The 11,786-nt window shown below is 38.9% G+C and carries 13 protein-coding genes; 3 read left to right on the top strand and 10 right to left on the bottom strand.

Going from position 1 to position 11,786, the window contains the following annotated elements; all coding sequences use genetic code 11:
• Positions 1-34 precede the first annotated feature (34 nt).
• From frr to ACTB0Y_RS09775, 7 genes are all read right to left on the bottom strand, one after another.
• Positions 35-598, bottom strand: a complete 564-nt coding sequence (frr, locus tag ACTB0Y_RS09805) for a ribosome recycling factor (RefSeq protein WP_463206644.1) — start codon at positions 596-598, stop codon at positions 35-37.
• Between the two features lie 70 nt (positions 599-668).
• Positions 669-1,370 carry a UMP kinase gene (gene pyrH / locus ACTB0Y_RS09800; protein WP_463206643.1) on the bottom strand — a complete coding sequence of 234 codons (702 nt, stop codon included), beginning with the start codon at positions 1,368-1,370 and terminating at the stop codon, positions 669-671.
• A gap of 145 nt (positions 1,371-1,515) precedes the next feature.
• Positions 1,516-2,340, bottom strand: a complete 825-nt coding sequence (gene tsf / locus ACTB0Y_RS09795) for a translation elongation factor Ts (protein ID WP_463206642.1) — start codon at positions 2,338-2,340, stop codon at positions 1,516-1,518.
• Positions 2,341-2,362: 22 nt separating this feature from the next.
• Entirely contained in the window at positions 2,363-3,277 is a 915-nt protein-coding gene (rpsB, locus tag ACTB0Y_RS09790; protein ID WP_463206641.1) for a 30S ribosomal protein S2, read from the bottom strand.
• A 113-nt stretch (positions 3,278-3,390) separates the two neighbouring features.
• Positions 3,391-3,777, bottom strand: a complete 387-nt coding sequence (rpsI, locus tag ACTB0Y_RS09785) for a 30S ribosomal protein S9 (RefSeq protein WP_463206640.1) — start codon at positions 3,775-3,777, stop codon at positions 3,391-3,393.
• Between the two features lie 2 nt (positions 3,778-3,779).
• Positions 3,780-4,238, bottom strand: a complete 459-nt coding sequence (gene rplM, locus ACTB0Y_RS09780) for a 50S ribosomal protein L13 (RefSeq protein ID WP_463206639.1) — start codon at positions 4,236-4,238, stop codon at positions 3,780-3,782.
• Between the two features lie 210 nt (positions 4,239-4,448).
• A complete protein-coding gene (locus ACTB0Y_RS09775; RefSeq protein ID WP_463206638.1) occupies positions 4,449-4,988 on the bottom strand; it encodes a hypothetical protein in 540 nt (179 codons plus the stop codon).
• Between the two features lie 128 nt (positions 4,989-5,116).
• Between ACTB0Y_RS09775 and ACTB0Y_RS09770 the strand changes: the two genes are divergently transcribed.
• Positions 5,117-6,340, top strand: coding sequence for an alanine dehydrogenase (locus tag ACTB0Y_RS09770; RefSeq protein ID WP_463206637.1), 1,224 nt, complete (start codon positions 5,117-5,119; stop codon positions 6,338-6,340).
• Positions 6,341-6,372: 32 nt separating this feature from the next.
• Here ACTB0Y_RS09770 and ACTB0Y_RS09765 read toward each other — a convergent pair whose 3' ends face one another.
• Positions 6,373-7,050 (bottom strand): DUF2461 domain-containing protein, encoded by a 678-nt coding sequence (locus tag ACTB0Y_RS09765; RefSeq protein ID WP_463206636.1) that lies wholly within the window; start codon positions 7,048-7,050, stop codon positions 6,373-6,375.
• A gap of 82 nt (positions 7,051-7,132) precedes the next feature.
• Here ACTB0Y_RS09765 and ACTB0Y_RS09760 point away from each other — a divergent pair, with 82 nt between their 5' ends.
• A complete protein-coding gene (locus tag ACTB0Y_RS09760) occupies positions 7,133-7,825 on the top strand; it encodes a 2-C-methyl-D-erythritol 4-phosphate cytidylyltransferase (protein WP_463206635.1) in 693 nt (230 codons plus the stop codon).
• Here the strand turns inward: ACTB0Y_RS09760 and ACTB0Y_RS09755 are convergent.
• Both ACTB0Y_RS09755 and ACTB0Y_RS09750 read right to left on the bottom strand, forming a co-directional pair.
• Positions 7,822-8,778 carry a DUF1848 domain-containing protein gene (locus ACTB0Y_RS09755; protein WP_463206634.1) on the bottom strand — a complete coding sequence of 319 codons (957 nt, stop codon included), beginning with the start codon at positions 8,776-8,778 and terminating at the stop codon, positions 7,822-7,824. The two genes, ACTB0Y_RS09760 and ACTB0Y_RS09755, sit on opposite strands and share 4 nt — an antisense overlap.
• Positions 8,779-8,797: 19 nt before the next feature.
• A complete protein-coding gene (locus ACTB0Y_RS09750) occupies positions 8,798-9,625 on the bottom strand; it encodes a universal stress protein (RefSeq protein ID WP_463206633.1) in 828 nt (275 codons plus the stop codon).
• Positions 9,626-9,865: 240 nt separating this feature from the next.
• Between ACTB0Y_RS09750 and lepA the strand changes: the two genes are divergently transcribed.
• Positions 9,866-11,653 (top strand): translation elongation factor 4, encoded by a 1,788-nt coding sequence (lepA, locus tag ACTB0Y_RS09745; protein WP_463206632.1) that lies wholly within the window; start codon positions 9,866-9,868, stop codon positions 11,651-11,653.
• The last annotated feature ends 133 nt before the right edge of the window (positions 11,654-11,786 follow it).

Here is an 11,786-nt window from a genome sequence, read left to right as displayed (position 1 = left end):
AATGACTTTCCGTTGACTTTAATTTATATCAGAATTAAACCGTCATTATTTCTTTTTCTTTGACCTCAATTAATTCCTCAACTTTTTCGATGTACTTATTGGTTAAATCCTGCACTTTCTCTTCTGCTCTCTTCTCTTCGTCCTCTGAAAGTCCCTCGTTTTTCAGCTTTTTAAATTCGTCGTTCGCATCACGACGGGCATTGCGGATACTAACCTTTGCATCTTCACTTTCTTTTTTCACCTGTTTAACAAGGTCCTTGCGGCGCTCTTCGGTTAACGGAGGCACATTTATAATAACGGCCTCACCATTGTTGGATGGGTTGAATCCCAAATTAGCATTCATTATTGCTTTTTCAATGGTCTGAATCATATTTTTCTCCCAGGGCTGAACGCGAATAGTTTGACCATCGGGAGTATTAATGTTTGATACCTGGCTAAGTGGAGTTAAAGCGCCGTAATAGTCAACTTTAACATCGTCAAGTAGTTGGGGTGAAGCTTTGCCGGCACGTAATTTTCCTAATACCTGATCGAGATGCTTCAGAGCATTCTCCATGCGTTCTTTGGTATCATCTATAAACATTTGCACTTCTTCATTCATGGTTCTATATTTTTAGTAAAACATTTCAGCTTTTGCTCCTGATAAATTCGTTTTTAAACTCTAAATATATTCAATTCCTGACGATTGTACCAACTTTTTTTCCGGAAATCAGCGCATTGAGGCTGCCTTTGTCATGAAAATTAAACACAATTATCGGCATATCGTTTTCTTTACACATGGTAAAGGCCGTTAAATCAAGGATTTTGTATTCATTTTTCAAACACTCGTCAAATGTAATTTCATCAAAACGTGTGGCCGTAGGATCTTTCTCGGGGTCGGCTGTATAAACGCCATCTACTCTTGTAGCTTTTAAGAGTGCATCGGTGTTCAATTCAACTGCACGCAATGCAGCTGCTGTATCGGTTGTAAAGAAGGGATTTCCGGTTCCACCGCTCACGATAACAACTTCATTATTTTCCATGGCTGCTATAGCCTCGTCGCGATTATACAAATTTCCAACAGGCTCCATGCGTATGGCTGTGTATACGCGGGTTTTTACATCCATGCTTTGCAATGCCGATTGCAGTGCCAAACTATTAATTACAGTCGCCATCATTCCCATCTGATCGCCTTTTACCCGATCAAAACCTTGTGCGGCACCTTTTAAACCTCGAAAAATATTACCACCTCCGATGACAATGGCTACCTGAATTTGTTTTTGATTTATCTCTGCTATCTCTTTGGCAAAAGTGTTGAGCATATCAGGATCGATGCCTGATTTTTGCTTACCCATGAGCGATTCACCGCTCATTTTTAATAAAATTCGTTTCATATATTTCTTTGTGTCTATATTAAAGTAAGAATTTCTGTTGTATAGGAATTTACAGTTTTCTCAACGTGAAGATACAAAAAAGGTTGTGTTGAAAAAAAGTACTTTTTTCAGAACACAACCTTTAATTTATGTAGGAATATACTAATTATGCGTTAAGTGTGTAGCGCTCCATAGCAACTACCTTAGCATCACCGGTATTTTCTTTAATATAATCTCCAACAGATTTTTTACCCTCTTTAACAAATTCCTGGTTAAGGAGTGTGCTTTCTTTGAAGAATTTATTCAGGCGACCCTGAGCAATTTTATCAAGCATTTCTTCTGGTTTGCCTTCCTGGCGAGCTTTTTCTTTGTAGATCTCCATTTCCTGGTCGATCACATCTTGCTTAACTCCATCTTTATCTATTGCAACCGGAGCCATTGCAGCAACCTGCATCGCTACGTCTTTACCAAGTTCTTCTCCCACTTGCTTATCGAAACCAACCAATGAGGCTAATTTATTTCCTGGGTGAATGTATGCGGTAAGCTCTTCAGCTTGTGCAAATGCGTAATATGATAATTCGATTTTTTCGCCTATGATACCAATTTGCTCAGTAACTTTCTCACCAATAGTGGTATCACCAATATTCAAGGCTTTAAGTGCCTCGAGATCAGCGGGTGCTTCTTCAATTGCTTTGTCAAGAATTTCTGAAGCAAATTTAACAAAATCGTCGTTTTTGGCTACGAAATCGGTTTCGCAATTTAGAACAACAATAGCGCCTTTTTTCTTATCATCAGAAATTTTTGCTAGCACAACACCTTCTGAGGCTTCCCGGTCTGAACGTTTTTTGGCCACTTCCTGACCACGCTCACGTATAATTTTTACTGCACCATCGAAATCACCGTTTGTTTCTTCAAGGGCTTTTTTGCAATCCATCATTCCTGCACCGGTCATTTTACGAAGTTTTGCAACATCTGCAGCTTTAATAGCCATGTTCAAATATTTTAAAGATTAATTATTCTGATTTTTTCTCTTGCTCGGTACTTTTAGTTTCCTTTTTAGCTTCTGTATTTTCTTTTACGTCGGCTTTAGGTTCTTCTGATTTTGCTTGCGCTTCTGGTTCTGCTTTAGTTCCGGCTTCAGCTTTGGCAGGTTCTTTCCGAGCTCTGGTTTTTTTGGCTGTGGGATCCTGTTTTTTGGCTTGCTTTTTCTCTTTAGCAGGGCCTTCTTTTTCTCTTTCAGCCTTGCGCTCATTCAGTCCTTCTTTAATGGCGCCAGTTACTTCCTCAAGAATTACAGAAATGGATTTAGCTGCATCGTCGTTTGCCGGGATAGCGTAATCAACGAGGTTTGGATTAGAGTTGGTATCTACAATTGCAAATACCGGGATGTTCAATCTGCGGGCTTCGGCCACAGCAATATTTTCTTTTTGAATATCCACAACAAACATGGCTGCAGGCAGACGGTTAAGATCCGAAATCGATCCAAGGGTTTTTTCCATCTTAGCTCTCTGGCGGCTAACTTGTAGGCGCTCTCTTTTAGAGATATGATCGAAAGTTCCGTCTTTCTCCATTTTTGCCAAAGAATTCATTCTTTTTACAGCACGGCGAATGGTTGGGAAGTTGGTTAACATTCCACCTGACCAACGCTCTGTAATGAATGGCATTCCTGTAGCTTGTACTTTTTCTGTTACAATCTCTTTGGCTTGTTTTTTAGTAGCAACAAATAAAATTTTGCGACCTGACTTAGCAATTTGTCTCAATGCATTAGTCGCTTCATCAAGTTTTACTACAGTTTTATGTAGGTCTATGATGTGAATTCCGTTGCGCTCCATAAAGATGTAAGGAGCCATATTGGGATTCCATTTTCTTTTGAGGTGTCCAAAATGTGCACCTGCTTCGAGTAAATCGTTAAATTGTGTTTTTGGCATAATTTCTTTTTAATTACAAGTTCACGTTCTTTTTTAAGGCAATTAATAAGTAACTCATCCACAGAGGTCTTATTAATTTAGATGCTAAACTTGAGTTATCAAATCGATATAGATTAACGTTTTGAGAACTGGAATTTTTTGCGTGCCTTTTTCTGACCGGGTTTCTTACGTTCAACTTCACGTGGATCACGCAACATGAAACCTTGATCTTTCAATTGTTTTTTGTCTTCTGGATTAATCTCTACCAGTGCACGGGCAATGGCCAAACGCAGTGCTTCTGCCTGACCAAATACACCACCACCACTCATGGTTACTTTAATATCATAAGTACCCATTTTGTCGAGTTCGCGCAGTGGCTGCTCGACCAAATACTGCATATTTTGTGTAGTGAAGAAATCTTTGTAATCACGCTTATTAACAGTGATTTTACCATTTCCTTCGCTCAAATATGCACGTGCAATTGCAGATTTTCTCCGTCCAACTGTTTTTACAACTTCCATACTTAAAGTTTAATTGAATTTAGATTAATTTCTTTAGGTTTTTGAGCTTCATGTTTATGCTCAGTACCTGCGTACACATACAAATTTTTCATCAATTTGCGACCAAGACGACTCTTGGGGAGCATACCTTTTACAGCATTCTCTACCAAAGATTTCGGGTTTTTGGCCATCATTTGCTTTGCATTTAATTCACTTTGCCCACCGGGATAACCACTATAACGAATATAGCGTTTCTGTGTCCATTTGTTGCCTGTAAGTGCTACTTTTTCAGCATTTAAAACAACAATATTGTCCCCGCAGTCTACGTGTGGAGTGTACTCTGGCTTATGCTTTCCGCGTAGCATTTTGGCTACTGCAGAGGCAAGCCTTCCCAACGATTGGTTCTCAGCATCAACTACAACCCACTCTTTATTAACGGTTTCGCGGTTGGCCGATACTGTTTTGTAACTTAATGTATCCACTCTATCCTCCTGTTTTGATTACACAATTATTTCTTTACAACAATTTTAGAGCCGCAAAAATACAATCCTTTATCAAAAGATGCAATTTTATGAACAAATAATTGTTGATAATTTTCTGATTACAAACTTATAAATTAAGAAAATGGGCAATAGTGGTGCTTAATCAAAGCAAAAATCATATAATTTTTTTTATAAATAAAATCATTTCAATTATCGTGCTTTATACCGATTCACCCAGCCGGCATCAGAAACTGCCCTGAGAAATGAAATTAAACTATCGCCATAAATCATATCTGCCGGGTGACTAACACCAAAAGGCTTTAACATCTTCATTTGTGATTCGTTGGGTATAAAATTTCCTCCTGCCCACCCGGGAATTTTCTCTTTACCAAATGGATATTCAGGATACCGGACTTTCCACAGATACTCAAAAACCATGGGATCTATTTTGTATTCGTTAAATAAATTCTTGCCTTTAGGATTGGCTTTTGATTTATTGTTTCCGGAAAACTGGCTCATGAATTCATGTTTGGTTATAATTTGATAATTTTTTGTAGAATCATAAAAAAAAGAATAAAGAATATAGGTAACAGCATTGCTTTGTGCAGTGGGAACAAGCCTTAAGGCGAAATAATGTTTCGCATATACAGGTTCTTCATGACTTCCTCTTTCCTTGGGAATAATTACCTGAGAATTGGAAACCAAAAAGTGAAAAATGAGTATAATGAACAAAATAGCTTTTCGAATCATTTTATTTATTGTTTTATACTAAAGTTAATTTGTCTATCGAAAAAATTTACCTGCAATATGTTTCCATAGTTATGTCTTTCAAAGTTTATACGAAAATACTACTTTTAACTGTCAAATAACTTCAAAATATGGAAGATTCAAAAAATTTCTCCAATAAAGTATCCTTTGAAAAAAACGCCCTGATGCCCCAGGAGGAAAAACTGGAACAGAAAAAAAGGCGTAAGAATTTAGTTATAGGTGTCCCAAAAGAATCTTCGCCCAACGAAAACCGCGTAGCGCTTGCCCCCCACGCAGTTGAACTTTTGGTAAAACATGACCATAGAGTGATCATTGAAAAAGATGCGGGATTGCAAGCCAACTTTAAAGACCATGAGTATAGTGAATTAGGTGGCGAAATTGTCAAGTCTGCCAAAGATGTTTTTCAGGCCGACTTAATAATCAAGGTAGCACCATTGAGCAAAAAAGAAATTAATTTACTAAAAGGGAAACAGTTAATTATTTCTTCTTTACAAATTAGCACACAGGATAAGGAATATTTCAATTTACTACAGCAAAAAAAGGTAACGGCACTGGCTTATGAGTTTATAAAGGACCAAAGCAATCAGGTTTTCCCTATTACTGAAAGCATGAGTGAAATATCAGGGAGTACTTCCATATTAATTGCAGCCGAATATTTAAGTAATGTGAACAATGGCAAAGGTGAAATGCTGGGAGGTATTTCAGGAGTAAGCCCTACGGACATCGTTGTGCTCGGGGCAACCACAGCCGGAGAATTTGCAGTACGTACTGCCCTTGGCCTTGGCGCCACAGTAAAGGTTTACGACCAGTCAATTGCACGTTTGCGACAATTGCAGCGTGATTTGGGGCAGCAAGTATTTACGAGCATCATACAGCCACGTGTTGTAAAAAAAGCGCTCAAAACTGCAGATGTGGTTATTGGTGCTTTACCCATGGAAGAAGATGTGCCCTTTTTGGTAAGCGAAGAGGCCGTCATGAGCATGAAACCCAACTCTGTAATTATTGATATCGGGGTAGATCATGGTGGGTGTTTCGAAACCTCACAGGTTTCTACGCATAAGCAACCCACATACAAAAAATACAATGTGATACATTATTGTGTTCCTAATATTCCATCAAGGGTTTCGCGAACAGCCTCCTACGCTCTGAGTAACATTTTTGGCCCTTTGCTCATTGATATTGGGGAATGTGGTCCACTTAGTCAGCTCATTAGAGAACACAAAGGCATCAGAAACGGAATATATCTTTACAATGGTATCCTTACAAAAGAACGCATCGGCAGAAGATTTGGAATCGATAGTCGCGATATTGACCTGCTGATGGCCGCGTTTTAGGTCAATTTATTACTGTAAAACTCCCGTTAAACTTAAAAATTTACCTTCGGCTCCTCATCTTCGAAAAGTAGGGCATCATTCAGATAGTCAACAAAAGGTTTCATAACTTTAAAATGGTCTACAGCATATTGAGCATCGCCATCAGCGATAATCTTGTCGTCAAAAAAATGGGTAGCCAAAAAATCTTTGTATCGTAACAGGTCGATATCAGGGTGATCTTTTGGATAGTCGCGCGGAGCTGTTTTAAGTTGCCTGCCTTGTAACCCGCCAAATACATTTCTAAATTCCGCTTCATTTAAAATTTGCCGCAAACTGGCAGCATCATAATCAATTTGCTGACGTACCTTTTTCAATTGTTCTGTCTCAGGCCGGAATAAGCCACCACCAAGAAAGCAGTTGCCAGGTTCAATATGTAAATAATAGCCTGCTTTTGAACCTTTACGTCCATTTTCAGCAATATAAGCTCCATAATGTGTTTTGTATGGTCTTTTATCTTTTGAAAAACGCACATCCCGGTATATTCTGAACATGGCATCTTTTGCAACTAATCCTGCTACCTGGCTATCGAATGTGCCTATTCCGGCTATTATACTTTCCAAAAACAGTTCAAATTCTTTTCGGCTTTGCTCATAACGGTTTTTTTGCCCTTTAAACCACTCCCGGTTATTGTTCCGGGTGAGCTCTTTGAGAAATGGGATGATTGATTCCATAAGAAAATTGGTTTGAACATTAAAAACAGGTAAACAACTACAAAAATAGTTAGTTTTGTAAATTTAAGTATAATATTGCCATATGCTAAAAACCATCTCCTCAAAAACGGGTATAGTCATTGTTGCCGCCGGCAGTGGAAACCGTTTTGGCACTGACATACCAAAGCAATTTCTCACTTTAAATCACTGGCCCGTTTTAATGCATACAGTGAATCGGTTTTCGAAAGCCATTGAAAATATTGAGATTGTAGTGGTACTCCCTGAAAACCATCATGAAACATGGAAAAACCTATGTGAAAAACACGATTTTACCATTCCGCATAAGCTGGCTACAGGCGGTAGTGAACGGTTTTATTCTGTAAAGAACGGATTGGTAGAAGTTGCTGACTGCGAGATTATAGGTGTACAGGATGGGGTGCGTCCACTGGTACCAACAAAACTTATAAAAAAATGCTTTGATACGGCTGCCCGCCACGGATCATGTGTTCCGGTTATTCCGGTTTCAGACTCCTTGAGAAAAGGTAACTTCCAGCAAAACGAGCCTATGAACCGCCAGGACCTTTACCGGGTGCAAACACCCCAGGTATTCAGACAGTCATGGATTATGAAAGCATACGAACAGAATTTTATGCCCGAATTTACTGATGATGCTTCAGTAGTAGAGCAATTGGGTTATCAGATTTTTCTTACCGAAGGCGCAGAAGAAAATATTAAAATCACTAAACCGGCCGATTTGGAACTGGCAGCTTTTTTTCTTAGCCGTCAATCTGATTAAAACTTATTTGCATAACAATACAAACAAGCATGTTTGCAGGTATTATAGGCTCCTATATCTTTTGAAGGGACACAATGGCAATGCTTACGCTGACCTTTATCGTCGGGTAATTTTGTTCTGCTTCCGTACAAATCAGTCTTCCCCAGAAAAGTCATTAATGGTTCATTTTTGGGAAAAAGGCGAACCAACAGGCTATCGTCTATGCATCGGGCAGGTTTTATACTATAATTAGAGAAATCGTCGGGCATGGCACATGCCTGAATTGAAAAATCAGGATCTTTTTGCTGCCACCTGATTTGCAAATTCTGAAGGTATTCCAATATTTGCTCGCGATTGCTGCCTGTAGGGATAGCTGTTTCAGGATATTTTGCAATTTCGGGATATTTTTGGGCTAATCTTTGCCGGGCAGCCCGGTATGACTTTAACGTCAGAAAACTGATGGTTAGGCGCTGTGTATACCCCATCAACATATTGGCTACAGCTTCTATACGATTTATGACCGAATCTGCAGGCATGTGCGGTAAAATCATAATGGGATCAAAACGCCACAAAACGCGTTCAGGGCCATAGGCCCCAGCCAACTGTTTAAAAGTTTCGAGGCGTTGTTTCAGTTCCGGCACATTCGGCTCCAGCCCGGTGTTGTCATAGTTATTAAGTGTAAACTGTAGGTAAAAATCTTTTTGGAAATTTTTCAGGACCGGGAAAAAAGGTTCGGGATTTTTAGACCAAAAAACAAAAGCAGCAGCGTTTTTCAGACTAATGAAATAAGGTTTGCCGGAGAATGGATTTATCCGTTTTACATAGCCATGCTTTAATTGCTTCAAAAACCAATCGCCATAAAACGCAGGGATATCTGTAGCCCTGCTGGCAGAAATAATGGGCGGCGCAGCAGCTTTGTGCACTTGTCCATCAACTGAAACATGATCGTAGGAAATAGTGCCCGGATTGAGCATTTCAAAAAATTTTCAAATATCAGATTCCGCTGAACCCACCATATTTACGTAAATCCTCTCTGGGATTAATACACATAACAGGAATTTTGGCGCTATTGGCAATAATATATTGCTCATTAGCACTCATCATATAATCTTTAAATCCAATATTCTTGGTTGTCATTACTACAATAAGGTCAGCCTGCTGCTTTTTGGCAAATGAAATTGTAGCATCTGCAAACTTTTCTTTAGACCGGTTTTCAAGTATTTCATAGTTAATATTATACTGACCGAGCATTTTTTTAGCGAACAATAGGTTCCGGTTTGTTCGCATACTCAAATGGTTATCGGTGATACTGTCTTTGAAGAAAAGAATTTTGCTTCGGTAATAACGTGCTAAATAAATAACCCAGGGTATCTGTTCCTTATTTTCATTTTTAAAATTTATAGGCACCACAATTTTATTAAAAGGGCTCTCACTGGGCGGTGATTGGACTACAACAAATGGAACAAAAGAACCTGCAATAACTTTAAGTGCCCAGCTTCCCGTAAGCCTTTGCATTCCATGCATCCCATGGGTTCCCATAATAACCATGTTGGCTTCTATTTCAGCGGCCACATCGCTGATGGTGTGAAAAATATTACCTTCTTTAACAATCGCTGAAGGTCTAATACCATATTTAATGTCTGTAGTAAAAGCTACTTCGTCCAGTTTTTTGGTAGCATCAGCCGATTCTTTTTCGTTTTTTACAATATGAATCAATGTGATGTCATTATCAACAATTTTGGCAATACGAATAGCATGTTGTAAGGCGTATTCCGAGACCTCTGTAAAATCCCAGGTAACTAATATCGATTTACGTTCCATCTTTGATACGTTTAAAAACAGCGAATTTACGGATTTTTATCCTATCTATCTACAAATATAATATTCGCTTCTTTACAATTTGGGAAAACATCTTTAAAAAAACGTTTTAACCTACTCATTATTTTACAGTAAACAGCACAAATTATCCAGAAGTGTGTTAGTTTTTTGTATGTCGACAAATAGGAATATCTTTGTACGATTTACAAAATTTTCAAACAGGCCGATTTAACAGCCGATAATATGGAAAAGATTCGCAATTTTAGCATTATAGCGCACATCGACCATGGGAAAAGCACCCTGGCAGACCGCATGCTGCAGTTAACCAGAACAGTTGATGAACGCGACTACCAGGATCAAATGCTTGATGATATGGATTTGGAGCGGGAACGGGGCATTACCATTAAAAGTCATGCTATACAAATGCGTTATGAAAAAAATGGTATAGATTACAAACTCAACCTTATTGATACTCCCGGACACGTAGATTTTAGTTATGAAGTGTCCCGCTCTATTGCTGCATGTGAAGGAGCTCTGCTTATTGTAGATGCCACACAAGGCATACAGGCACAAACTATTTCGAATCTCTACATGGCAATAGAACACGATTTGGAAATTATACCAGTAGTCAATAAAATAGACCTGCCCAATGCAATGATAGATGAGGTAAAAGATCAGATTGTGGACATGGTAGGTTGCGACCGCGAAGATATTATTGAAGCTTCAGGCAAAACAGGCCAAAATATTGATCAAATTCTGGAAGCTATTATTGAAAAAGTGCCTCATCCTGTGGGTGATGAAAAAGCACCACTTCAGTGTCTTATTTTCGATTCAGTTTTCAATTCATACCGTGGTATTATAGCCTATTTTAAAATTATCAATGGTACATTGCGCAAAGGAGAAAAGGTAAAATTTGTAAATACCGGGCACGAATATCATGCTGATGAAATTGGTATCCTGGGCATGGGTATGAAACCCACCAAAGAATTAAGTGCAGGAGATGTAGGATACATTATCAGTGGTATAAAAACCTCTAAAGAAGTAAAAGTTGGTGATACCATTACACATGTAGCCAACCCATGCGATAAAGCCATTTCAGGATTTGAGGATGTCAAACCTATGGTTTTTGCAGGCATTTATCCGGTAGATGCCGACGACTACGAGGATTTAAGAGCCTCGATTGAAAAATTGCAGTTAAACGATGCCTCGCTTACTTTTGAGCCTGAATCGTCTGCTGCACTAGGGTTTGGATTCCGTTGCGGGTTTCTTGGGCTGTTGCACATGGAAATTATACAGGAACGCCTCGACCGCGAATTCGATATGGATGTAATCACCACAGTTCCGAATGTGTCTTACAATGTATATACAAAAAATGGAGAGGTTTACGAAGTACACAACCCATCAGGCCTGCCTGAAGCTACAGCTATAGAAAATATCGAAGAACCCTTCATTACTGCTCAAATAATTACCGATGCTGATTATATTGGCCCCATAATGTCGCTTTGCATTGACAAACGTGGAGAATTAAAAAACCAGATATTTCTCACCGGAAATCGTGTGGAAATTACTTTCCAAATGCCACTGGCCGAAATAGTTTTTGACTTTTATGATAAGTTGAAAAGTGCATCAAGAGGATATGCCTCTTTCGACTACCAGACTAGCGAATACCGTGAAGCCAAACTGGTAAAACTCGATATTTTGTTGAACGGAGAAAGCGTTGATGCCCTCTCGACACTGATACACGTTGACAACGCCTATGATTTGGGACGTAAAATGTGTGTTAAGCTAAAAGAACTTATTCCACGCCAGCAATTTGATGTAGCCATACAAGCTGCCATTGGTGCAAAAATCATAGCCCGCGAAACTGTTAAAGCCGTGCGTAAAGATGTAACAGCCAAATGTTATGGTGGTGACATTACCCGTAAACGTAAGTTGCTTGAAAAACAGAAAAAGGGTAAAAAACGCATGCGTCAGGTAGGTAATGTAGAAGTTCCTCAGAAAGCATTTCTGGCAGTTTTAAAACTTGATTAACTGTAATTATTTTAAATGGGGTATCTGATCATCTCCCGTAAAGTTTTATCTTTACGAAATGAAATATCCGGCAGATCAAATGGAATTTGAAGAAATGTTTAAATCGGAGCAAGCCTGTATTGATTACTTGGTA

The sequence above is a fragment of the Salinivirga sp. genome (assembly GCF_055145285.1).
Note: the sequence above shows the minus strand (reverse complement) of the source record. Positions and strands in the feature narration are given on the sequence as shown.

Coding starts and splice junctions, on each gene's coding strand:
- lepA (WP_463206632.1), top strand. CDS start 9,866: ATGGAAAAGATTCGCAATTTTAGCATTATAGCGCACATCGACCATGGG.
- ACTB0Y_RS09770 (WP_463206637.1), top strand. CDS start 5,117: ATGGAAGATTCAAAAAATTTCTCCAATAAAGTATCCTTTGAAAAAAAC.
- tsf (WP_463206642.1), bottom strand. CDS start 2,340: ATGGCTATTAAAGCTGCAGATGTTGCAAAACTTCGTAAAATGACCGGT.
- rpsB (WP_463206641.1), bottom strand. CDS start 3,277: ATGCCAAAAACACAATTTAACGATTTACTCGAAGCAGGTGCACATTTT.
- rpsI (WP_463206640.1), bottom strand. CDS start 3,777: ATGGAAGTTGTAAAAACAGTTGGACGGAGAAAATCTGCAATTGCACGT.
- ACTB0Y_RS09760 (WP_463206635.1), top strand. CDS start 7,133: ATGCTAAAAACCATCTCCTCAAAAACGGGTATAGTCATTGTTGCCGCC.
- ACTB0Y_RS09775 (WP_463206638.1), bottom strand. CDS start 4,988: ATGATTCGAAAAGCTATTTTGTTCATTATACTCATTTTTCACTTTTTG.
- ACTB0Y_RS09750 (WP_463206633.1), bottom strand. CDS start 9,625: ATGGAACGTAAATCGATATTAGTTACCTGGGATTTTACAGAGGTCTCG.
- ACTB0Y_RS09765 (WP_463206636.1), bottom strand. CDS start 7,050: ATGGAATCAATCATCCCATTTCTCAAAGAGCTCACCCGGAACAATAAC.
- frr (WP_463206644.1), bottom strand. CDS start 598: ATGAATGAAGAAGTGCAAATGTTTATAGATGATACCAAAGAACGCATG.
- ACTB0Y_RS09755 (WP_463206634.1), bottom strand. CDS start 8,778: ATGCTCAATCCGGGCACTATTTCCTACGATCATGTTTCAGTTGATGGA.
- pyrH (WP_463206643.1), bottom strand. CDS start 1,370: ATGAAACGAATTTTATTAAAAATGAGCGGTGAATCGCTCATGGGTAAG.